Origin of the sequence: Bacillus sp. NPDC094077 (assembly GCF_050279465.1) — a bacterium.
GTDB lineage: Bacteria > Bacillota > Bacilli > Bacillales > Bacillaceae_G > Bacillus_A.
Genome location: NZ_JBNNUF010000028.1, coordinates 1 through 22,174, shown reverse-complemented (window position 1 = coordinate 22,174; position 22,174 = coordinate 1). Strand labels below are relative to the sequence as shown.

The window sequence follows — 22,174 nt, the reverse complement described above, 5'->3', positions numbered from 1 at the left end:
TTTATCTGTACATCGCATTTGATCTCACTCTCATCCCACCCCTAAAGGGGGTGCTATCGCACCGTAGTGGGCTTTCCCGTTCGGAAAATCTGTAAACTTGCGCTTAATATATGGTAGTAGGAGAAGTTATTTCTTATCCAGGACGATGGTCCAGTTATCCACCACATCATCATGATCAGCCAGAGGTATATTATTATTGCTTTAACAAGCCACAGAGATTCGGATGTGCAATGGTTGGTGAGGATGCTTATCGCGTTGTACATAATAGCTTTATTACAATTCCGGGTGAGCTAGACCATCCACAAGCAACGGCACCTGGATATGCAATGTATTTTTGTTGGATGATTCGACATCTTGAGAATAACCCATGAAATGATCGTATCATGGAGGAAGACCACAAGTGGTTATTAGAACCAAACGCAAAAATTTGGCCAGAAAAGGAATAGACGAAAATAAAGGTTCTGGTGCAAAATGTTGAACAGGCGGAGTCGCTTTGAAGACTTCGTCTTTGTTTATATAGGGCATGAATGATTTCAATGCCTTTTATCATACGTGAAGCATGACGAAGATTTTAAAAGTGAACTAAATTTTCTCAATATAAGATTGTATATAATTGCAGTTTGAATATTCCAAAAATACAGCTGCTAATTTACAATAATTTTAGAACCATAGAACAGTAAAAATATATGAATTACACTCTTTAGTAAAGGGGTCCATAAATGAAAAAAATACCTTTCCTTCTAACGGCTGTATCTTTATGTATAGTTATATCCGCTTGCTCTAATCAAACGGAATCTGAAAAAGAGGTGAAATCTGACACTAAAAGAACTCCTATAACCGAAATTAATGCGAAACCTAAGCCTTATTCAGAACTATTAACACAAGTAGGACAAGAAGCAAAACATCCACTTGGAACAGTTATTTTAAAGCAATTAAGTGAACCTCATACAATGATAGAAGCCGGGCCTCTCCATATTCAAGTGGAAAGAATTAAGGTTATTCAAAGTACAGAAGTAAGTGAAATTGGAATATATAACTTAAAAGAAAGAGGGTTAAGTACAGAGAAACTTAATGCAATACAATTCACAACAACTTTAGAAAACACTTCAAATCAAGCACTTGATTTAGGGAAAGGACCTTTTAAAACACTTGTTTTAAGTAATGGTGAACAAGTAGATGTTCATAAAATGAATGCTGATCTAAAAGATAGAAGCTTAAAGGGTAATGAAAAAATAAATTTCACACTCATCTGTTTTTTATCTCAAGACCCCAATGACCTAAAAAATGTAAAAGTAATTACTGATGTAGTACGAAATCAACAAACGCAAAATCAGTTAAGTACATTAACCACTACGGAAATTACTATGTAAAAAAGAAAACAGCCAAATGAGGCTGTTTTCTTTTATTTCTAAATTAAAAACCGCAATAACCAACAACTGGTTTCGAGGATCCAGTTTTAATGAAATAATCAGGTACATAACCCTCTTTATAGGTACCACCATACCCATTGTTATCTACATAATCCCAAACTGTGCTTCCCATATAAGATTCACCATTTACATAGCAGTATAACCATAGTTGAGTCCCATCTGGAATATTATATTGGACTCGTGCCCCATTAATTGTTGGAGTCGTACGAATATCCAGACCAGATCCTGTTTTTTGTACCGGATAAAAAGCAGCTTCCGTTACCGATTGACCTGTAAATAAAATTGAACCTGCCACTGCAACTGAAGCAATTGATAATGCAACTTTTTTAAGCATGTGTTACCTCCTAATAAATTATATTTTATTGCAAATGGGGAATCCCCCTCATATCTATCAAGTGAAAATTTCTCTTTAATTAAGATTGGTAAATATGAGGGAGAGTCCTCTACTCTCTTATAAATTAGTAGAATGTATGTTGACAAATACGAGAAAAAGTTAATATCCACATCTTTATAAATGCTAAGACCATAACTTTGAAAAACATAGTTTTAAATAAAATCAAAGTTCTCATTTATTATTTTCAAACCATTTTTGAAATGTTTGTAAAGATTGCTCTCCTAAGATTCGATCTACTTCTTTTCCATCTTTGTAAGAAATAATTGTCGGTGTTCCTTTTATTTGGAACATATCCCATCCTTGTTTATACTCTTCTAGATTAAGAACTTGCATATTAATTCCCATATTTTTTGCCATAGGAACTACAATTGGAGAAATCCTTAAACAATGAGGACACGTTGTTTTATAGAAATAAACTATTTTTTCTTTATGACTTGATAGATCCTCTTGCAATTGCTCGGGTGTAATTTGTTTCTTATAATAATTTAATTGTTCTGTACCTGTAGTTTTTTCATTTTTTGTTTCTTTATTTGTTAGGATAATAATCAATGCAAATATTGATACAATAGCAATAATGAAAATTAGCATTTTTTTCATATACTGTTTCTCTCCTTACTTAGTTTCATTAAAATAAAGCTACAAATGATAATAAGAAGAAAGGCTAATAGAGCAAGAACAGGTATTGTAATAAAACCAAACCAGTCTAAATAATCTTCTGTACAGGAAACTTTCCCACACGCTTCTGCATTATCCAATGAAGAAGGGATTATTTGAAGTGAATAATGATATGTTGATATACCAGCGCCAACAATAGCGAAAATTAAACTGTAAATGCCAATTTTATAATCTTTTCGTATCATTGCTGTTCCTAATAATAGAACCAGTGGGTACATGAGAATGCGTTGGTACCAGCATAATGTACAGGGTTCATATTTCATTATTTCAGAAAGATACAAACTTCCAAGGGTGGCAACAAAAGAAACAAACCATGCACTGAACAATATGTAATCAAGTTTTTTTTCTATATTATTCATGAATTTTACCTTTCCTATTTAAGACATGGAAATTATTTTAAAGATTAATAATCTTGGAGGATAGAATGCAAAAAGTAAGATTTAATTCAATAACTAGCCTAGTTCAAAGATTATTATAAAATACCCTATTATTTTTTGTATTGAGAAAATTCTATCTACTTACGGGGATAAGACTAGAACTAAAAGAATAATATGATGAAAGTAGAATTTAATCAGATATGATTTAATACTTTCTTAGTTTTGGTTAGGGAAATTTATATACTTAAAGTAAAGGGATTAATTTTTAATGAAGGGGGAGGGTAATTTGAAAGTGTTTAACTCAGCTGCTCCTACGCAAACAAAAAATGAAGATTTACCATTCGATATTTCATGGATGACCGATTGGTTTGGTTCTTTGTTTAATGGTGGCAGTGACGTAATACAAGACGGGGGAGATAAAATAGATGGTGCAGTTCATGCGAGTGTGCCTGCATTTTTTGATGTTATTTACCTTATTCTTTCTGTAGTAATTTTAATATCATTATTAGTTTTTGGAGCTTCCTTATGGTTTAAACATATAAAGTGGAAAAAAAGATCTATATATTTTGGAGTAGGTTCATTTATTCTCATACTTTTAATAAGGATTGTACCAGTGTTAATGTTGACAACACGTTCTTTTGATTTTCAAACCTTTATGAGTAATATGGTGGGCTTAATTACTTCTATAATTTTAGGAACAGCTGTATTGATGTTTTTAATATCTTTAGCATTAGGTTTGCTTTATAAGAAATTTGAACATCCCAAATATGGAAAATGGAGTTCAAGTTTGAGGTATAGTTCAATTTTTATATTTGTAATGACATTGTTAGTACCGGCCTTACTGCGCCATTTATAATTTTGGTTTATATAAGGAGAAAGGGGAATAGTGAAGGTAACATCTATATTTATTCTTTCTAAATATACTAGTACGTATTCTCCTTTAGGTTTCTGATTTAAATCTAATAAACAAAAAAGCCGTTTGTTATACGAGGTTTTGGCAAAGGAGGATGAGTACTAGTGACTACGTTTATTGTAATGGTAAGTATTTTCTTAATTCTATTTGTTATTGGTCCCAAAGCGACTAAGAGAAAAGAAGAAAGAGATAGAATAGAAAAAGAACATAAGGAGAAAATGGAAGCTTTGGAGAAAGAAAAGATTGATTTTGATATTAATGGAACCAAAGTAAGATTACATAAGAAGCCTAAGTTAAAGAAAAGTATATATAAAATAAAGAGTAACAGATAACTTTTTAATAGTAACTGTCAGTTGGAAATATAGGTACGGTACTTTAGTTCAATCAGAAAGGGTGAGTTTGATGAAGGAAAAGATAGATACCAATAGACAGCCAGCCTTTTTAATTAAAAAGGGAAAGGGATAGAATGGGCAACGGGTTTCTTTGAACAAAGTAGGTAGTATCATACCGGACAGACGTAGAAGAGTGATTTAGGGAGTTGGTACAAGAAATATGCGACGAATTAGGAAGTGTCATTGTCGCTTTAGAGTGTAACAAAGGCCATATACATATGTTTTTAAACATACTGCCAACATGTAGCCCTTTGATATTATGACAAAATTCAAAGGAGTGACTTCTAAAAAATTGAGAGAGGAATTTCCTCACCTTAAACATTTGCCGAGTTTATGAACACGTAACTATTTTGTATCTACCACAGGAAATGTATCGAGTGCAACTTTTAAACAATATGTGGAAAAACAAAAAACAAGGAGCTGAGAAAGGTGCAAATTAAATGTAGTAATTGTGGATTTGAACAATTTATGAAAGATCATAAATTCAACAGAGAATATAAAGATGACTACAATAATGCCTTGTTTGTTCTGTGTGGGAGAAATGCTTGTGATACTTCTCAAATTAAAATCCCGAGTGGTTATATCAGAGCAATGATGTGGCTTGGTTCGTGGTCAATTGTAAGAGTTATAACTTTAGACGAATACAAAAGTCTTAAAAGAGCCAGACTTCTTAGGGATTTAGTTGAAGAAAAATGTAACAAACTGTAACAGAAAAATTAAGCTACTTCCTACAAAAGAACAGACTTTCATCTTAAATGCTATGGGAAGAGAATATATCTCTACAATCAATGCATTTGTATCTGAAATGGTACAGCAAAGAAAATATATGAAATGAAAAAAGCCATTTGTGATAGAATGGCTCTTTTTTATATTAAAATATTTCCCCATGTTTAGTATTTTGTTGCTTGAAGTAAAAATTAAATCTGAAAATAGCTACTAATTCTAGAATGATACCTAAAACTTGAATTACTTTCTTCATTTTTTCACGTGAATATTCAAAAATAAGTTTCTCAAGTTAAAATATTCCAAATGTATTTATAAATGCAAGTATATCGTGATAATATTTGATAAAAGGGGGTAGGAGCAGATGAGTGTTAACCTCATTTCTAACGAAAAAATCCCCAAATTATTAAATGACTGGTATCAAGCTATGATTGCACAACGTGTATTACAGTCTGAAAAGATAAAAGAAGATATTGAAAGTAAAATTAATTATATTAAGGAAGGTCAAACAATATTAATGTATTACGCTTTACTAAATGCGCGGTACAGCCTTCTAATTCGTGATATGAAGGGTTCAAAAGATATTTTAGACAAAGTTGAACCTTTACCAGACGAAAATGAAGCATTTTTAGAGTACTATTATCATTTATTTAAAGCTATTTACGCAATCAATACGGCAAACAATAGTGAAGCGAGGGTTCATTTTGAAGAAGCTGAAAAGCTTCTAGATTACATGCATGATGAAATTGAAAAAGCAGAATTTAATTATTGGGTTGCTGTTTACTACTATCATATAATGAAACCAATTCTAGCAATTCAATATGCTATGAAGGCAAATGAAGTATTTATAAATAGCGCAGGATATGAATTGAAGATAGCTGCAAGTTTAAATACTTTGGGAATGGCAAACATACGACTAAATGAATTTGAAAGTGCAGAAGAATATTTACTTTCAGCATTAGACACTTTCAAAAAATCAGGTGATGAAATTCTAATTAAACGCGTTAAGCATAATTTAGGTCTTTTATATGCAAGTCAAAACATGCCAGAGTTAGCAGTTAAACATTTAGAGAATTCATTAGAGAATAACTTTAAAACTATGTTTCTTTTAGCGAGAGAACATTTCAAGCTAGGAAACCATACTATTGCTAATGAATACATTGAACAAGGTTATAAGCTTAGTGATGTTTGTTATCGTCATCATTTCGAAATTTTAAGGGCATTACATAATAAAGCACTACTCGAAGAATTTGAGAAATTAGTTATAGAAGGTATTTCGTATTTTGAAGCAGAAGAATTATATGAGTGGGTAAAAGAATATGCTTCTCTTTTAGGTGACCAATTCTACAATTCAAAAAATCATGAAAAGGCAAGCAAATATTTACACATTGCTTTAGAGGCAGACAAAATAAGCAAAGAAAGAAGGGCGCTAAAATGAAAAAAGCTATCCTATTAATGATGATGTTGTCCACTGTTTTTACTTTTGGTCTTAATAATGTAAAAGACGTACCACAAAACGAATCAATTCAAGTATTTATGGATCATGGGGAACATATTTAATTTCCTAAAAAGAGGCTAATAAAGTTTTGTTTAATGTAATTATTAAACAGAGATCTAAGCGTACTACTGATGCTTGGATCTTTTTTTTATGATTTAGATATACTTAACTAAATTCCACAATATGGTATAATTAAGTTATGAGGTTAAAAGGGGTGTGGGTATGAAAAACGTATATGGAGGACTAAGATATTTTGGTTTTTCACTTGTATTAGTGTTTAGTATAGGATTTATTGTACGCTGGATTTTTCGTGATGTAATTTCGTTAGATCAATTACTTGGTTTAAGTATAGGAATTATTATGTTAATGATGGCGTTTCTTATAAAGAAATACAGTAAAGAGCTAAATTCTAATAGTTAATTTATGCTTTCTTTGATGAGTATCTCAATAGTGATGAGATACTCATTTTTTGCTTGATATGGATTTAATCACTTTATTTATTTTGTTTCACTAGTTCATTTGATTATGATTTGTTTAGGAATCTTCACAGTTACCTTTCTTGGTTATCATAATATGTTTTATCTGCATATTTTTTATCATTTCCTTTTAGATAGGCTAATATTACTTTTGGATCTTTAAGTAAAGCCCAGTCTCCATATGTATCAAATCTTCTGCATGAAGTTATCATTCCATTTTTAATTGTACCGAATTTCTTATTATTTTGCTTTCCCCATTTTTTTAACCGTTTAGCGAAATCTGCATCCTCTGCCATAAGCATGTTTTCATTAAAGCCGTTGATTGCCATAAAGTCTTTTCTATAGCACCAAAAAATTCCTACAGATATAGCTCCATACTTAAAGAGTAAGGGGATTATTAATAACAGTGCGGATACGAATATTCCTAAAGATATTCTTTCAAACTTTCCAGTTACCCCACCGCCAATGTATTTACCTGAAGCTAAATATTTATCCACATTAGACAACATAGACTCTGTCATTTGGGTATCAGCGTCTATAGTAATGATTATTTCCCCGCTAGCTATTTTGGCCCCTGTATTTCGAATTTTAGATAAGTTTTTATCATTATTTTTTAATGTAATACAGTTATACGACTCTGCTATTTCTTCTGTTTTATCTGTGCAACGATTTAAAACAACTATGACTTCAGTTTGATCTCTATATGCCTCTGATGCCTTTGCGATTGAATCTAAACATTTTCTAATGTACTTTTCCTCATTGTGTGCAGGGATTATAATAGAAAACTTCACATCTTTTTTAAATAGACTCCTGAAGACTCGTTTGTTTCAGTCATAATATTCCCCCTTTTTTATAAAGCGAATATATACTATATATAACATATATTAACATTTATGAAGTTGTATTATAAAGACTCAAAGTAAACTAATATTCAAAGGTTTACTTTCAAGAAAAAGAACCTTATTTATAAGGTTTTTTTTTATTTGTTTTCTTTAAAAACTTAATTAAAGATTCTTAATTACCATCTTTTCACATCATTCGTAATGTCCTGTCCATGAATTTTTACTTACTTCAGTTGCTCCTTTTAAATACCAAGTCACTCCATTCCACACTTTTGTAGCGGGAACTTCTTCTTTTGATTTGTAACCAGGAAAGTCTTGTTTTTCAAGTTTTTTAACAAAACTTTTTTTACTATCAATTGTTCCTACTTTTACACTTGTAACAGTAGGTGATTCCGCAAATACCCCTCCAGCACCAGATAACATAATTCCAGTTGCTAATGTTCCAATTACTATTTTCTTAAATATGAAAAATCCCCCTTTTTTGGAATAAATATTACATAAATAAGAATGTCGTATTTTTGTATTTTCTAACGTTTAGATTTATAGATGTAGAAAAAATATGTATCATTAATCTGGCTAGTAGATAAGACAATAGATATTAAACGTAAAAGAGAGAGAATTATAAGAGGAAAATTAGAATTAGGGAATTGAACTGAACATTTTTGTGGAGGAGGGAATTTTGATAATAAGTGGGTGAACAAAGGTATACGTTAAAACAAGTATAAATGTACAGGCATTTATGTTAGTATACGTGGTATTATTAATAGTATATCTACATACATACTTACTATTTTAGTTTAGGAGAGTTGTCTATGCAGTGGGAGTATAAAACACTTAAAATTGATGGTACATTTAAAAGTTTGTTTGGTGCTAAGGGGTTAGATTTAGAAGGCGAGTTTAATAAGTTAGGTATTGATGGTTGGGAACTTGTTTCGATTATTGGCTTAGGGAGTGGCGGTAGTATTCAAAATGGTTTACAAGCAATATTTAAACGCCAAATTAAATAATAATATCAACATAACGTCTTGGATTTATTCAAGGCGTTTTTTTCGTTTTCTTGTAGAATACTCCTTTCTAAAGCATGTGAAGGGCGATATATATGACTTATTGCCTATAAAGAAACAGGAAAAGGATTAACCTATCCTTCTTGCTCTACTGAGCTCACTTACTTAAAAATGAAAAAGTATTTACCGAAATTTCAATAATTTGGTATAATATTTCTGGTGTAATATATATCTAATTATAAAACTTATTGGATCTGGGGAGAAAATCTATGAAAAAGAAAAAGATTAGTTTATTAGTATTTACAATTATCAGTTCCTTAATTTTTTCAGCTTGTAGTAATAAAACTAATAAAACTGATAAAGCTGAAGCTGGAAGTCAAAAACAGGTATTAAACTTAACGATACCAGATGACCTTCCGTCTCTAGATACGTCAAAAGCGATGGATGGTACGTCATCACATATTATGCAAAATATATTTGAAGGATTATATGTACTAGATAATAAAGATAATCCTATTCCTGGTGTAGCAAAGTCATTTGAGAAAAGTAAGGATGGGAAAAAATATACATTTCATTTGAGAAAAGATGCTAAATGGTCAAATGGTGAAATGGTAACTGCACATGATTTTGCTTTTTCTTGGAAACGGACATTAAATCCTGAAACAGCATCTCAATTTGCATACTTGTTATTTTCTATAAAAAATGCCAAAGAAGTAAACAAAGGTATAGTTGCCGCTGATCAGTTAGGAGTAAAAGCAATAGATGATTATACGCTAGAAGTGGAATTGGAACAGCCTGTTCCATATTTATTGCAATTATTAGCACTACCTATTTATTTACCCCAGCATGAATCGTTTGTGAAAGAAAAAGGAAGTAGTTATGGTTTAGAACCGGAGAATCTTATTTATAATGGACCATTTGTGTTAGAAAAATGGAAGCATGGACAAGAATTTCAATTGAAGAAAAATAATAGATATTGGGATAAGAAACAAGTAAAGCTTGAGGCAATAGATTTTAATATTGTAAAAGATACAATGACGGCAATAAATTTATATGAATCGGGTAGTATTGATCGTGCTCCAATTACTGCAAAACATTTTGATCAATATAAGGACAACAAAGAATTACATATGAAAAAAGAAGCTGGAATAGCTATGTTACGTTTTAATGAAAAGAACACTACATTAGCAAATAAAAAAATCAGACAATCTATTTCTTTAGCACTAAATAAAGAGGAGATAGTAAATCATTTTGGCAGTACTGGAGCAACACCTGCAGAAGGTCTTATACCGGCAGGATATACGAATGAAGCAAATCAAAAAGATTTTCGAAAGGAAAATGGTTCTCTTGTTTTGTATGATTTACAAAAGGCTAAACAAACTTGGGAAGATGCCAAAAAAGAACTTGGTATAGAAAATGTCACACTTGAGCTTCTAACATTTGAGCAAGATAATGAAAGAACTATAGCAGAATATATAAAGGGAGAACTTGAAAAACACTTACAGGGTTTAACAATACAAATTAAGCAACAACCATTTAAACAAAAATTGCAGCTTGAACAAACAGGGCAGTATGATATCTCTATGGTAGGTTGGGCACCTGATTATAAAGATCCAATTAGTTATTTAGAATTATTTACGACAGATAATCCAAATAATAAAATGAAGTATTCAAATTCGAGTTTTGATGACCTTATAAGTAAAGCTAAAAATGAAGCCGTATTAGATCAACAGAAGAGATGGGATTATTTACGAGAAGCAGAGAGAGTGTTGTTAGAAGATGCTGCTGTTGCTCCACTTTATCATACTGGTAAAGCATATCTGCAAAAGGATTATGTAAAAGGAATTGAAAAGCATCAATTTGGTGGTGCTTATACTTACAAAAATGCATATTTGATTCAAAAATAAAAAGCTAAAAATTGAAAAGAGTTGAGTACTTGATACAAAAGTATTCAACTCTTTTTTACTTTCCACAAAAAGTCCTATTACGTTTCTGAATTATAATATATAAAGTTTTTTAATTATTCAATAGAAACAAAATTAAGAATGAGTTTCTGTTTGTTACAAATAGAAAACAAGAAATTAGAATAACCCAAATTGTAATTTAAATCCACCTTTTCCACTAGCTAAAAAATAATGTGGAAAATTAATGACATGAACAAAAGAACTGCTATTTACATACTTCACATACATATTTGTTTTGTTAATAGTAGGCGTGTTTTGGCATTTGTATATAGTAAACTCATATAAAAACTTGAAAAATATCAAAATGTGTAAATTTTTTGACTATTTTATTAAATTTATTTAATATTTGTAATTTGTTGTTTTATAATGATACTCGGGTTGATCGTGAATGTTTTAGATATTGCGATATATACTCGGATTAATTTATTTTAGGGAGGTTTCAAAATTGGGTAAGAGAGTTATTATAAGAGTTTTTACATTATTATCAGTACTGGCATTATTTCTTAATGTGTTTTTACCAAGGGCTAGTGCAGAGGTTATGACGCATGAGAAATATTCAATGGATTGGAGTTATAGTAACAGTCTAGGTAAGCACATTCGAACTGAAATTATTAAAAATTCAAGCGGTCAAATTGCTTATTGCTTAACTCTAGGTTTAAAATCACCAAATGGTGAAGATCTTCCTGAAATGGGGAAAACAGATAATGTAGTATATAGAGTCTTATTAAATGGTTTCCCACAGAAAAGTACTGAACAGCTGGGAGTAGCTAATAAAAATGAAGCGCATTACGCAACACAACTTGCGATTTGGAATGCATTAGGTCAACTTGATGTAAATGAATTAAAACATGAGAATAAAAATGTTGAAAAAGCGGCTAAGTCAATTATAAATGCTGCAAATAAAAGTGAAGATACGCAAGATATTTTTATGAATGTGATTCCTGCTGAAAAGCAAAAAGCAGAATTAAAGGGTGAGTTCTTTGAAACAAACCTATACACAGTGCAAACAAATGCTAAGAGTGGTTCTTATAAGGTAGTAGCGAAAAATGCACCTAATGGAGTTAGAATTATTAGTGAAAATGGAGAAGTGAAGGATCAACTTGCAGTTGGTGAAAAATTCCGTATCCAAATTCCTAAAAATACAAAGACAGGTGAATTTAATCTAAGTGTTGCTGCTAATTTAACTAAAGTTCAAGCAATTGCTTACCGCGGTACTGATACCATTCAGAATGCTACAGTACTATTAGAAAGAAATGAAGAAAAGCTTAGCAGTGACCTTGCAGTAAATTGGGAAGCAGCTGGTTCTTTAAAAATTAAAAAGGTTGGAGAAAATGGGGAAGTTTTAGCTGGTGCAGTATTTGAAGTCTTTAATGCAAATAATGAATCAGTTGGAAAAATCACGACTGGTGCTGATGGTATGGCTGAATTAAATAACCTACAAATTGGTACTTATACAGTAAAAGAAATTAAAGCACCAACAGGTTATGTTTCAGGTGATAAACCACAAACTATTGAAGTTAAAACTGGGGAAACAGGAGCTGTTCAAGTAGTAAACAACAAAGTAAAAGGGAACATCGAAATTAAAAAACTTAGTGATTCAGGAAAGGTTTTACCAAATGTGGAATTCACAGTCTTCACTGAAGATGGAAAAGAAGTGAAAAAAGTAGTAACAAAAGAAAATGGAATTGCAAACGCTGAAGGTCTTGCGTATGGTAAGTATTATTTCTTAGAGACAAAAACACCTAATGGGTATATTGGAAATAAAACAAAGTATCCTTTTGAAATTAAAGAACACAATAAAACACTTACTTTTACAGTGGAAAATACCGAAGTAAAAGGTAGTGTAAAATTACTAAAAGTAGATAATGAAGATATCAGCAAAAAATTAGAAGGTGCAGTATTCGAGTTGAAAGATGAAAGTGGAAAAATAATTGGCGAATATAAGACTGATAAAAATGGCGAGATTAACGTCAAAGATTTAGCGTATGGTAAGTATTCATTTGTAGAAAAGACCTCTCCAAACGGTTATGTTCTTGTTAAAGAACCAATTGTGTTCGAAATAAAGGAACATGGGAAAATTATTGAGTTATTGGCAGTTAATCATCTTATCAAAGGTGATCTAGAAATAACAAAGGTAGATGTAGCTGATGGAAACAACAAGCTTCCAAATGCAGAATTTACGATTTATAACGAAGCAGGGAAAGAAGTAGTAAAAGGAAAAACAGACGATAAAGGTATCGCTAAATTTGAAAAGTTACCATTTGGAAAATACACATATAAAGAAACCGTTGCACCAGAAGGTTATATCTTAAATGAAGAGACGTTTTCTTTTGAAATCAAAGAGAATGGTCAAATCATTAAACATATTGTCAAAGATGAAAAGATTCCTTCGATAAAAACAATAGCTACTGATAAAACAGATGGTACAAAAGAAATGCACACGTCTAAGTCTGTAACAATCCAAGATAAAGTGGAATACAAAGACCTAAAAGTAGGTAAAGAGTACACTTTAAAAGGTAAATTAATGGATAAAGAAACTAAAAAACCATTAGTTGTAAATGGTAAAGAGGTAACAGCTGAAACTAAGTTTACACCAAAAGAAGCAAATGGTTCTATTACATTAGACTTCACATTTGATGCAACTGGTTTAGAAGAAAAAGAAGTAGTAGTATTCGAAGAGTTATTGAAAGAAGGAAAAATTGTTACAACACATGCTGATATCAATGACAAAGGTCAAACAGTTAAGTTCGTTAAGCCATCAGTAAAAACAACAGCTACAAACAAAGCTGATGGTGGAAAAGAGATTCATGCAAACGATTCTATCACTATCCAAGACAAAGTAGAGTATACTAACTTAGTTGTTGGTAAAGAGTACACTGTTAGAGGTAAATTAATGAACAAAGCTATTAACGAACCATTATTAATTGATGGTAAAGAAGTAACAGCTGAGACAAAGTTTATTGCAAAAGAAAAGAATGGTTTTGTAACATTAGACTTTACTTTCGTTGGTGCTGAACAGCAAGGAAGAGAAGTAGTTGTGTTTGAAGACTTATTACATGAAGGTCAAGTAATTGCAACTCACGCTGACATTAACGATGTAGGTCAAACAGTTCGATTTGTAGAGCCTTCAATAAAAACAACAGCTACAAACAAAGCTGATGGTTCTAAAGAATTAGACGCTACAAAATCTGTAACTATCCAGGATAAAGTGGAATACAAAGACTTAATCGTGGGTAAAGAGTACGTTGTAAAAGGTAAACTAATGGATAAAGCAACAAACAAACCATTATTAGTTGATGGCAAAGAAGTAACAGCAGAATCTAAGTTTACTGCAAAAGAGAAAAATGGTTCTATCACATTAGATTTCACATTTAATGCTTCTGCATTACAAGGTAAAGAAGTAGTCGTGTTTGAAGAACTGTATCAAGATAATGTCTTAGTAGCTATTCACGTTGACATTGAAGATAAGGGGCAAACAGTGAAATTTAAAGAGGTTAAACCGGAACAACCTAAACCAGAACAGCCACATCCAGATAAAAACGCTCCAACACCAGAACAACCAAAAGAGCAAGTAAAAGAACAACCACAACCTAAGAAAGAAATTCAATCTAAAATTGGATGGTTACCGCAAACAGGTACTAACCTTACAAGTTGGATCTCTATCTTAGTGGGAGCATTGTTGTTAATTGTTGGTGGAGTGATTTTCTTAAAACGTAAAAATGCATAGAAAGTGAACTACTCGCCACTTAGCAAAGCTTGAAGTGGGAGCTTCTCAGTTCAAAGACGAAAGCAACCTTTCGTCTCCCTGAGCGTTATTTCGGGGTGTTCCACCCCTAGATGTCCAACGATTGGATGCTCTCTGAGTACGGTTGATATTTTACGCAGGAACCGAATGGCTTAGTTTTCGCACTCTATTTTCTTCCTGCAACCTCCTATATCAAGTTATCAAAGAACTTCATATAGCTAGTTTATCAAAAGTTTTTGGCTATGCCAAACCGAAATTCATCTCCCACCTACCGTTGGACTAGCACCCTTCACACGCTTGAGGAAGGAGAATTCTTTCGGTAAATTCGTTAAAAAATAAGCACGTCTGTTTTTATAAAAAGATGTGCTTATTTTTTACATTATTTTTGATCTAAAATGAAATTTGTTGCAGGATCAATTAAATTAATTCCTTGTTTTGCAAACACATTTCCAGCAGAAATAACTTCTTCACTATTATCTGGTATACCCCGTATTAAAAATTGATAGAGATGTGTTACGCCTTCTAATCATAGAATCTGTTTTATAGAACGTATTCGCGACTTAGATTTATACTAAATAAAGTAATTATTTGGTGTAGTTCAATAGTATTAATTTGATCCACAATATTCCAAAGGTAAAAAAGTTTCATATGTAAAAAATCTCCTTTGTGTACCATTTTCTTTTTTATTTTCCCTTTACCTTACGGAAAAATACAACAAGACAGTTGTAACAGCATCTGTTATATTTGTTCTTGAAGTTTTGCTTATTTTTACGACTTTATCCAAGGAGGAATTCGGCTCTCTTTTTTATTTCTCTTCGACAAAATGCAAAAAATCATGGAAGATCATCTAATATGATGAGCTCGGAAACCTTACATTTTATATAATTGGAGGAAACAAAATGTACAAAAGACTGGGTACTATTGCTTTTGCTGGAGCATTTTCCTTTAGTTTAGCTTCTTGCGGTTCTAACGAAAAGACAAGTAATAGAGTAGAAACAAAAGAAAAAGAACAAACAAAACTAGAAACAAAGAAAGATAATTCGAAAGAAGAAAAAGCGTAATCTACTAGGCCTGATCACAGAGTTCTTGTTGTAGACCGCAAAGTAAAATTTAAAAAGCACATACAAAAATTTTCAAAAGTGAACTAATGAAGGAACAAGAATTGCCTTATATCCTATAGAAGAACTTGCTAAAGATATAAAAAAGTTCTACACTTCTATCCTTAAAAATCTTCAAATAATTGATAAAGAAATGTCACTACATTATATGAACATGAGGTTTTGTTGATCGTACGATTAGGAATGACTTTTTATCCTGTAGGATATGATTCTTTTCTGTCGAATAGGAGGAGTGGGGAGATGGTAATGATGAACAACACAAGTCAACTTTTAAGACGTCTAAAATCGTTGTCTGGGCCTTTTATACCCTTTGATTTAAAACTGTTGCCAGAAAAACCTGGAACACTGTTCCTACAATGGCTGAATTTAGCGATTGAAAATGAAGTAAAAGAGCCTCATGCGATGACGCTTTCTACTGTAGATGCTAATGGTTATCCAGATGCACGTGTGTTGATTTTGAAAGATGTGGTTGGCGATGTATTTTACTTTGCATCCGGCTCAAAAGGGCGCAAAGGACAGCAGTTACAAAAAAATCCTAAAGTCGCACTTACCTTCTATTGGCCTAAGTTAGGTCGGCAGGTTCGTTTGAGGGGAACAGTTGTGGATATGGGAAGAGAGGCCGGATTAACTGATTTTCTACAGCGATCAAAAGAAGCACGCGCTGTGGCCTTAACAGGTCTCCAGAGTCAGAAACTAGAGAACGTGAATGACTTGGAACATTCACTGGCAGATCAAAAAGAGCGAATTAAGTGTAATCCTCAAATTGTAGCGCCTGATTGGACACTGTATGGGGTGAATGTATGGGAAGCTGAATTCTGGCAGGGAGATGTTTATCGTAAGCATGTCCGAATTCAATATAATCAATGCGAGGAAGGACAATGGAGACATCATTTACTTTGGCCATAAGGCTATAATGTATTTCGAATACTACAAAAAGCATCCGACATGGGTGCATTTTTCTTGATTATTTCTTGATTATACAGAAAAATGTAGCTTTTTGACACTCCCACGGCTAAAGCCGCAAGTCCTACACCTTACGGTGTAATGGATGGGATTCTTGAATGACTAACCGTTCGCAGTTCATTTCTGTTTTGAACAGCCTTCAAGATGAGGGTGTGCCATCACCCCTCCTAAGACAGACCATATAGGTTCTTAGGCTGGTTGACTATTACCATCAACCACAGTTGCGTAGCGAATGTTCATCGCCCCAACGACATCACGATGCTTCTCAAATCCACATTTGCACTTATATTTTCTATCTTGTGCTTTGTTCTTTTCAGAACACTTCGGACATGTTTGACTTGTATTAGAAGGATTCACATATTCGGTCTTTATACCAACTAATTTCGCTTTGTACTCGATGAATTGCGCTAGACGAAAGAATGACCAAGTATGTAGATTTTTTTCGTTTTTACGGCTTGTTCGTGCCGTCTGTCTAATGTTTGTTAGTTGCTCTAATCGAATGACAGAGATATTATTATTCGTTGCGAAATCAACGATTTCACGACTCACTTTGTGATCTTGGTCTTGCATCCATCTTTGTTCTTTATTATCAAGTTGCCGAAGGGCATTCAATTTCTTAGCTTCTCCTAACTTCTTGCGAATACTACGAAACTTACGTTTCATATATTTGTTTTGTCTACCGTTTCCGAAGAAACGAACCTTATCATCGTTTGTGATGGCTACCGCAGGAACCTTGAGACCTAAGTCCACTCCTAAAATCTTTGTTCCCATTTTTTCGTTTGTAGGGATTGTGACAGATATTTGAGCGATCCATTTAGCAGATTTCTTTGTGATACGAAGTGTACCTAACTTGTGTTTCAACAATTCAAAATTGCGATTATATTTGTCGGTTAATAAAGCACGAATTTTTAACCGAGTTGACCTTCCATTTATCATAAAGGGCATTGAAATGTGCGAGAAGTCAAATGAATAGTTTTGGTTATTCCACACACAAACAGGTCTTTTTAGAATGGGAACAATTTTGTATTTACTCTTTTTCACTTTTGTAGAAAATACACTTTTCGCATCTTTAATCGCTTGATTTTTAACCGCACTTGGAAGGTTGGCTTCAATATCCTTTGTGCTTTTCTTCATGCTTTTCTTCGCTTCAACCATTTCTGATACCAGTGTATTAATGAGTTTAATATAATCGGAACTACTTTGTTCCAATAGCCTAATTTGTTCTTTTGTCGGAAGCAATTTAACTTTGACCGTGATGGTTTGTGTCACAAGTTTCACCCCCTCGTTTTTTGGCTTTCAACATAATGTTGTATTGTTTCACTTGATACATTCCCAGCAGTAGAAATAAAATAGGAACGTGTCCACAGACTTGGCAAATGCGCGAGTATCTAATCCTAGGATTTCCATGCATTCATCTCCTTTCCTTTACAATAATTCGATAGGGGGAAGGAGATTCCTTTAGTGATTTGATTATATAATATGTTAATTATTAGTGGGAATGTTATTTAGGAGGAATACAATAGAATTAGACGTGAGCTACTTGTCACTTAGCAAAAATTGAATTGGCGGATTCTGATTGAAGACTTCACCTTTGCTTATCTAAGGCATGAACGGTTTCGATTCCTTTTATTATGTGTGAGGCATGACGAATATTTTGAAATCCTGCGGATTTGGAAAAACGTCGCTTGATATGCCTATGATCCTGTTCGATGAAATTACTGAGATGTTTCACAGTGCAATGTTTCGTATGTAAATAAAAACCGTTATTTTTCAGTTTTTTGAACGCACAAAGTAGGGCAGGAGCCTTGTCTGTTGTGAGAACCGTTGGTTCTTCAAAAACTTTCACTAATCTTTTCATAAACATATAGGCGGCTTGATGATCTCTTGTTTTACGAAGTTGGATATCCAAGGTGTATCCTTCTTGATCAATTGTACGATAAAGATAACACCACTCTCCTTTGACTTTGATATAAGTTTCATCTAAATGCCAAGCATGGTTTGCAGATTTGTTTTTCTTATTCCAAATTTGACGGATTAGAGTTCCATATTTATGGAAACAACGCAGGATTGTTGTAGGATTTCAGATACATCACGATAACTTAAAGAAAAACGGCTACCAAAATAATATCTTTTTTGAATTGTTTTCCTTTAAAATATTCCATGTATCATTCTCCTAGATCCTATTTTCTAGAGTGTAGCTTTATATAGAAAACTTTGCAACAGAACCACAAAACTGCTTTTGTATTTAAACGTTTATTTAAGCCTTCAGGGCTAAGTAAAGTACCAGTAGCTGCATGAAGCCTGTTACATAATCGGACTAAAGGGGCACTTGCGACCTGTTGACTGATTCAAATACAAATGGTAGCTAAGTCTAATCCAGAAAACTTACGTTTTCGTTTGATAAATTCGATTTCTCTTGCAAGTTCTTCTAAGAATATAAGTGTAACATATTGTTGTAATTCTTCTGCAAATGGTAGTAGTTCATCTTGAATCGAGAGATCCATAAGAAAATGTCATCCTTTCTAATTTAGCATGTTTAGAAAGGGTAACGTTTTTTGGTCTTTGAGGAGGGTATTAAAATCTCCTGAATTGCTGGGCATGTATAGTGGCCCCTAATGCTACTATTCAAAAGTTCACTTCCGAAAATTGGAAAAACTCCTAACTAGTTAGGACTCTTTTTGTAGACCTTTAACAGGAATATTTAATTTGATTTTACGACTAGTTATATAAACTCCCAAAAGTATAAAAACTAACCCGATGATTAATCTCCAACTTATATTTTCATTTAAAAGAATATATCCCCAGAAAATAGCTGATACCGGCACCAAGTAAGTAGATATAGAAGCAAAGTTTGGGCTCCCTTTTTGAATTAAGTAAAAATAAAGTAAATAGGCTATACCTGATCCAAATGTGCCTATTCCAATTAATGCGCCTATATGATGCCATGATATTTTAGTTAAAATTTGAATTGGTTTTTCTAAAAATAGAACTATGACACCACTACATATACTACCGACTAATAATGTACCTAAAGAAATTTGGAACATGGATATTTCTTTAAGATAACGCTTTGTTATATGAGTTGCTAGACCATAGCAAAAAGTTGCTGTCAACATAGCGAAAAAGTTTAAAGAATTTACTGAAAAAACATTGGATAGATGTATATCTGAAAGAATTAAAATACCTATGAATCCAATAAATAAACCTATAAGTTGATTACGATTAGAACGTATACCAAAAAATAAAATCCCTAAAATCATTGTCCATAAAGGTTGAGTTGCATTTAAAACAGAAGCTAGATTACTAGTCATTTTTTGTTCGCTAAAACAAATAAGTGTCCATGGAATTACAGTATTTAGTATTCCTACAGCAACCAAAGGTATAAAAGGGATTTTCCCTTTAAAAGACTTGCTGAAAAATGGTATAAGTACAATAAGTGTTATAGCTCCAAAAGTTGATCGTAAAAATGCTACTACCAAAGGATTGAAATCTGTAACTAAAATCTTGAAAAAATAGAAAGATCCTCCCCAAATAAGGCTTAACATAATGAGAGCAAAGTATAATTTACGTGACATTTTTTCCCCTCTTTACTTTCTGATATGTATTGCTTTTTATCTATACATTATATGGATTTATTTTACATAAAATAGAATATAAAACCAAGCAAAAGAATAGCCATTTGTACGTTGCAGTTCTTTTTAATCACCATAGCTCTATATAACTAAAGTTTTTTTACTTGTTTAAAGGGTTTCAGGATGTACTAATAACATCTCTAACATCACCGTCAAGCTAAGAAAAGCAAATATCCCAAAATGAGAAAACAGACTAAATTCCTATGAATACCTAACCAATGAAATGCAAAAAAAGTTGCTATCCTCCAGTAAAGGAAAAAGCATGGAATATGCGCTGTCAAAGGACTCTTTTTGCTAGCTGATGAAGCATATTGTTATCACAAATTCTGAAAGGTATAGGAGGAACTGACGAGTTCAATAACCTAATTATTGTACATGAATTTGTTCACAGACTGATTCACGCTACAAATGAAGAGACGATTAGAACGTATATGAGAATATTTCAATTGAATGATAAATAATTGAAGAAAATAAACAAACCCCGTAAAGCTTGTAATCTAGTTCCTTTAGTATAGAAGAATAAGATGGGACGCTGTATGCGACGAAATTCGCACGTACAGTGTTAAGCGGTGTAAAAGGTGAAGATAGCTTCAAGGTTTTACCTATCGCAACTAGTAGGGAATAAATTTAAAAGGCCCTGTTTTTAGACAGGACCTTTAAAAAGGGAATGACAGTTGATAACTAAAGGTAACTTTATATTACTATTATTGGAATTTAAATTCCATAAATTAGATGTTGAGAAATAAAAACTTCAATTTGAATTAGAAGGTAGTCAATTGTGATAAAATGCCTTCTCATTACAAGAAGAGTGAAGTCGCTAGTTCAAACGGCATATAAGTATTGTTTGTAGTTTAGCTGGAAAATATGCAAAAGAAGATAAAGGATTTATTCTATAACAAAAAAGAGAACTATCTGAAAATGCTCTTGAAAGACGAACTTCAATATTAGGAAGAGGTCAACTCAATATAATTTACACTCTTTTTATTTTAAGGTGAAAATTAAACGGAAAATAGGAGAACAGATGCATAGGCTGTTCTCCTAAGGAGTGGGAATACCGAATTAGAAGTGCATTTTAAATGACAATCAATCAAGTATCTCATAAATAGTATGTACTTATATTGAAATTAAATGCAACAAAGCAGTTAGCTTTTTACTAACTGCTTTGTCTCAGGGAGAATTCAAGAAAATTAGAGATTCATTATGGAATAGCTGTTACCAACTTATCTATAGTATGGGAGTAAGTTTGGAAAATTATGCATGAGATAAGGGGACTTATTGAACTACCCCCACTTTCACTTCGTTTAGAAGTGAAAGTGGGGGATTCCTAAGTAAAGAGTTCTATCGAACTCTAATTTATTAGGCTAACCCCGCAGTCCTTGCGGTTAGAATCCTTATCGCTTCATTCTTTAGATTGATACTTGCGTTAATATCCCTATCATGATGTGTATGACAAGAAGGGCAATCCCATTTACGTAGGTTTAGATTTTTAACGTCTTTGTTTTGATATCCACAACAAGAACATAATTGGCTTGAAGCAAATGTTTTCGATACGACAATGACTTGTTTGCCATACCACTTTGCTTTATATTCCAACATAGTTCGAAACTGTGACCATGATACCTCACTAATCGCTTTTGCTAACTTATGATTCTTTAACATATTTGATACTTGCAAATCCTCTATACCAATAACATCGTGGTTTTTGATGATTTCAGTTGAGATTTTGTCCAAGTAATCTTTTCTAGCATTTGCAATGTATTCATGAATTCTAGCTACTTTTACTCGTTGTTTATTCCAGCGAGAAGATCCTTTCATTCTTCTAGAAAGAACACGCTGTGCTTTTGCCAACTTCTCTTCTAACGATTGAAAAAACTTCGGATTTTCATAGGGTGGTCCCTCTGACAAAACAGCGAAATCTTTTAGTCCCACATCCATTCCAATGTAAGAATTTGTTTTCGGAAGTTCTTGCACTTCTGTTTCAACTAACAATGACACAAAGTATCTACCAGAAGGGTTGCGTCTAACCGT

General features: G+C 32.6%; 19 protein-coding genes and 7 pseudogenes. 14 read left to right on the top strand and 12 right to left on the bottom strand.

The genetic code is table 11. From position 1 onward, the window contains the following. Positions 1-110: 110 nt before the first annotated feature. Positions 111-446: pseudogene (locus ACQKNR_RS28035) on the top strand (5-deoxy-glucuronate isomerase); the annotation flags it as partial. Positions 447-469: 23 nt separating this feature from the next. On the opposite strand, the pseudogene ACQKNR_RS28030 reads toward ACQKNR_RS28035, so the two are convergent. Next, positions 470-571, bottom strand: a pseudogene (locus ACQKNR_RS28030) (IS6 family transposase); the annotation flags it as partial. A gap of 148 nt (positions 572-719) precedes the next feature. Between ACQKNR_RS28030 and ACQKNR_RS28025 the strand changes: the two are divergent. After that, on the top strand, positions 720-1,370 hold the full coding sequence (locus ACQKNR_RS28025; RefSeq protein WP_427322443.1) for a hypothetical protein: 651 nt from the start codon (positions 720-722) through the stop codon (positions 1,368-1,370). A gap of 43 nt (positions 1,371-1,413) precedes the next feature. Here ACQKNR_RS28025 and ACQKNR_RS28020 read toward each other — a convergent pair whose 3' ends face one another. From ACQKNR_RS28020 to ACQKNR_RS28010, 3 genes are all read right to left on the bottom strand, one after another. Continuing rightward, on the bottom strand, positions 1,414-1,764 hold the full coding sequence (locus ACQKNR_RS28020; RefSeq protein WP_427322441.1) for a hypothetical protein: 351 nt from the start codon (positions 1,762-1,764) through the stop codon (positions 1,414-1,416). A 231-nt stretch (positions 1,765-1,995) separates the two neighbouring features. Next, positions 1,996-2,421, bottom strand: coding sequence for a thioredoxin family protein (locus ACQKNR_RS28015; RefSeq protein WP_427322439.1), 426 nt, complete (start codon positions 2,419-2,421; stop codon positions 1,996-1,998). Next, complete coding sequence (locus ACQKNR_RS28010) at positions 2,418-2,858, bottom strand: disulfide oxidoreductase (protein WP_427322437.1); 441 nt, start codon at positions 2,856-2,858, stop codon at positions 2,418-2,420. The genes ACQKNR_RS28015 and ACQKNR_RS28010 overlap by 4 nt, the downstream gene beginning before the upstream one ends. Positions 2,859-3,144: 286 nt before the next feature. Here ACQKNR_RS28010 and ACQKNR_RS28005 point away from each other — a divergent pair, with 286 nt between their 5' ends. The 7 genes and pseudogenes from ACQKNR_RS28005 to ACQKNR_RS27975 all read left to right on the top strand — a co-directional run bounded on the left by ACQKNR_RS28005 (position 3,145) and on the right by ACQKNR_RS27975 (position 6,822). Then, positions 3,145-3,732: a hypothetical protein gene (locus ACQKNR_RS28005; protein ID WP_427322436.1), complete on the top strand. Its 588-nt coding sequence runs from the start codon at positions 3,145-3,147 to the stop codon at positions 3,730-3,732. A 161-nt stretch (positions 3,733-3,893) separates the two neighbouring features. Next, positions 3,894-4,121 carry a hypothetical protein gene (locus tag ACQKNR_RS28000; protein WP_427322434.1) on the top strand — a complete coding sequence of 76 codons (228 nt, stop codon included), beginning with the start codon at positions 3,894-3,896 and terminating at the stop codon, positions 4,119-4,121. Between the two features lie 197 nt (positions 4,122-4,318). Further along, positions 4,319-4,605, top strand: a pseudogene (tnpA, locus tag ACQKNR_RS27995) (IS200/IS605 family transposase); the annotation flags it as partial. A gap of 5 nt (positions 4,606-4,610) precedes the next feature. Next, complete coding sequence (locus ACQKNR_RS27990) at positions 4,611-4,889, top strand: hypothetical protein (RefSeq protein WP_427322432.1); 279 nt, start codon at positions 4,611-4,613, stop codon at positions 4,887-4,889. A 379-nt stretch (positions 4,890-5,268) separates the two neighbouring features. Next, entirely contained in the window at positions 5,269-6,342 is a 1,074-nt protein-coding gene (locus ACQKNR_RS27985; RefSeq protein WP_427322430.1) for a tetratricopeptide repeat protein, read from the top strand. After that, a complete protein-coding gene (locus ACQKNR_RS27980; protein ID WP_427322428.1) occupies positions 6,339-6,464 on the top strand; it encodes an aspartate phosphatase in 126 nt (41 codons plus the stop codon). Before ACQKNR_RS27985 ends, ACQKNR_RS27980 begins: the two co-directional genes overlap by 4 nt. Before the next feature lie 160 nt (positions 6,465-6,624). Further along, positions 6,625-6,822: a hypothetical protein gene (locus ACQKNR_RS27975; protein WP_193413034.1), complete on the top strand. Its 198-nt coding sequence runs from the start codon at positions 6,625-6,627 to the stop codon at positions 6,820-6,822. A gap of 130 nt (positions 6,823-6,952) precedes the next feature. Here the strand turns inward: ACQKNR_RS27975 and ACQKNR_RS27970 are convergent. Both ACQKNR_RS27970 and ACQKNR_RS27965 read right to left on the bottom strand, forming a co-directional pair. After that, positions 6,953-7,713: pseudogene (locus tag ACQKNR_RS27970) on the bottom strand (glycosyltransferase). Positions 7,714-7,912: 199 nt separating this feature from the next. Further along, the gene (locus ACQKNR_RS27965) at positions 7,913-8,185 is read right to left on the bottom strand and encodes an LCI fold-containing protein (RefSeq protein ID WP_427322445.1); all 273 of its coding nucleotides are present in this window, start codon (positions 8,183-8,185) and stop codon (positions 7,913-7,915) included. Positions 8,186-8,532: 347 nt separating this feature from the next. Here ACQKNR_RS27965 and ACQKNR_RS27960 point away from each other — a divergent pair, with 347 nt between their 5' ends. From ACQKNR_RS27960 to ACQKNR_RS27940, 5 genes are all read left to right on the top strand, one after another. Further along, entirely contained in the window at positions 8,533-8,727 is a 195-nt protein-coding gene (locus ACQKNR_RS27960) for a DUF4177 domain-containing protein (RefSeq protein WP_427322426.1), read from the top strand. A gap of 266 nt (positions 8,728-8,993) precedes the next feature. Further along, positions 8,994-10,631: a peptide ABC transporter substrate-binding protein gene (locus tag ACQKNR_RS27955; RefSeq protein ID WP_427322424.1), complete on the top strand. Its 1,638-nt coding sequence runs from the start codon at positions 8,994-8,996 to the stop codon at positions 10,629-10,631. Between the two features lie 502 nt (positions 10,632-11,133). Continuing rightward, a complete protein-coding gene (locus ACQKNR_RS27950; RefSeq protein ID WP_427322422.1) occupies positions 11,134-14,415 on the top strand; it encodes a VaFE repeat-containing surface-anchored protein in 3,282 nt (1,093 codons plus the stop codon). A 917-nt stretch (positions 14,416-15,332) separates the two neighbouring features. Then, positions 15,333-15,494 (top strand): hypothetical protein, encoded by a 162-nt coding sequence (locus ACQKNR_RS27945; protein ID WP_427322420.1) that lies wholly within the window; start codon positions 15,333-15,335, stop codon positions 15,492-15,494. 297 nt (positions 15,495-15,791) lie between these two features. Continuing rightward, positions 15,792-16,457: a pyridoxine/pyridoxamine 5'-phosphate oxidase gene (locus tag ACQKNR_RS27940; RefSeq protein ID WP_427322418.1), complete on the top strand. Its 666-nt coding sequence runs from the start codon at positions 15,792-15,794 to the stop codon at positions 16,455-16,457. Between the two features lie 246 nt (positions 16,458-16,703). Here ACQKNR_RS27940 and ACQKNR_RS27935 read toward each other — a convergent pair whose 3' ends face one another. The 6 genes and pseudogenes from ACQKNR_RS27935 to ACQKNR_RS27910 all read right to left on the bottom strand — a co-directional run. Further along, positions 16,704-17,783 carry an RNA-guided endonuclease InsQ/TnpB family protein gene (locus ACQKNR_RS27935; RefSeq protein WP_427322416.1) on the bottom strand — a complete coding sequence of 360 codons (1,080 nt, stop codon included), beginning with the start codon at positions 17,781-17,783 and terminating at the stop codon, positions 16,704-16,706. Positions 17,784-17,788: 5 nt separating this feature from the next. After that, positions 17,789-17,890: pseudogene (locus ACQKNR_RS27930) on the bottom strand (transposase); the annotation flags it as partial. Positions 17,891-18,102: 212 nt separating this feature from the next. Continuing rightward, positions 18,103-18,676: pseudogene (locus ACQKNR_RS27925) on the bottom strand (IS6 family transposase); the annotation flags it as partial. A gap of 63 nt (positions 18,677-18,739) precedes the next feature. Next, positions 18,740-19,018: pseudogene (locus tag ACQKNR_RS27920) on the bottom strand (IS4 family transposase); the annotation flags it as partial. Positions 19,019-19,180: 162 nt separating this feature from the next. Continuing rightward, positions 19,181-20,089: a DMT family transporter gene (locus ACQKNR_RS27915; protein ID WP_427322414.1), complete on the bottom strand. Its 909-nt coding sequence runs from the start codon at positions 20,087-20,089 to the stop codon at positions 19,181-19,183. A 1,413-nt stretch (positions 20,090-21,502) separates the two neighbouring features. After that, on the bottom strand, positions 21,503-22,174 hold a 672-nt coding region (locus ACQKNR_RS27910), incomplete at its 5' end, for an RNA-guided endonuclease TnpB family protein (protein ID WP_427322412.1).

Coding starts and splice junctions, on each gene's coding strand:
- ACQKNR_RS28025 (WP_427322443.1), top strand. CDS start 720: ATGAAAAAAATACCTTTCCTTCTAACGGCTGTATCTTTATGTATAGTT.
- ACQKNR_RS28020 (WP_427322441.1), bottom strand. CDS start 1,764: ATGCTTAAAAAAGTTGCATTATCAATTGCTTCAGTTGCAGTGGCAGGT.
- ACQKNR_RS28015 (WP_427322439.1), bottom strand. CDS start 2,421: ATGAAAAAAATGCTAATTTTCATTATTGCTATTGTATCAATATTTGCA.
- ACQKNR_RS28010 (WP_427322437.1), bottom strand. CDS start 2,858: ATGAATAATATAGAAAAAAAACTTGATTACATATTGTTCAGTGCATGG.
- ACQKNR_RS28005 (WP_427322436.1), top strand. CDS start 3,145: ATGAAGGGGGAGGGTAATTTGAAAGTGTTTAACTCAGCTGCTCCTACG.
- ACQKNR_RS27985 (WP_427322430.1), top strand. CDS start 5,269: ATGAGTGTTAACCTCATTTCTAACGAAAAAATCCCCAAATTATTAAAT.
- ACQKNR_RS27980 (WP_427322428.1), top strand. CDS start 6,339: ATGAAAAAAGCTATCCTATTAATGATGATGTTGTCCACTGTTTTTACT.
- ACQKNR_RS27975 (WP_193413034.1), top strand. CDS start 6,625: ATGAAAAACGTATATGGAGGACTAAGATATTTTGGTTTTTCACTTGTA.
- ACQKNR_RS27960 (WP_427322426.1), top strand. CDS start 8,533: ATGCAGTGGGAGTATAAAACACTTAAAATTGATGGTACATTTAAAAGT.
- ACQKNR_RS27955 (WP_427322424.1), top strand. CDS start 8,994: ATGAAAAAGAAAAAGATTAGTTTATTAGTATTTACAATTATCAGTTCC.
- ACQKNR_RS27945 (WP_427322420.1), top strand. CDS start 15,333: ATGTACAAAAGACTGGGTACTATTGCTTTTGCTGGAGCATTTTCCTTT.
- ACQKNR_RS27940 (WP_427322418.1), top strand. CDS start 15,792: ATGGTAATGATGAACAACACAAGTCAACTTTTAAGACGTCTAAAATCG.
- ACQKNR_RS27915 (WP_427322414.1), bottom strand. CDS start 20,089: ATGTCACGTAAATTATACTTTGCTCTCATTATGTTAAGCCTTATTTGG.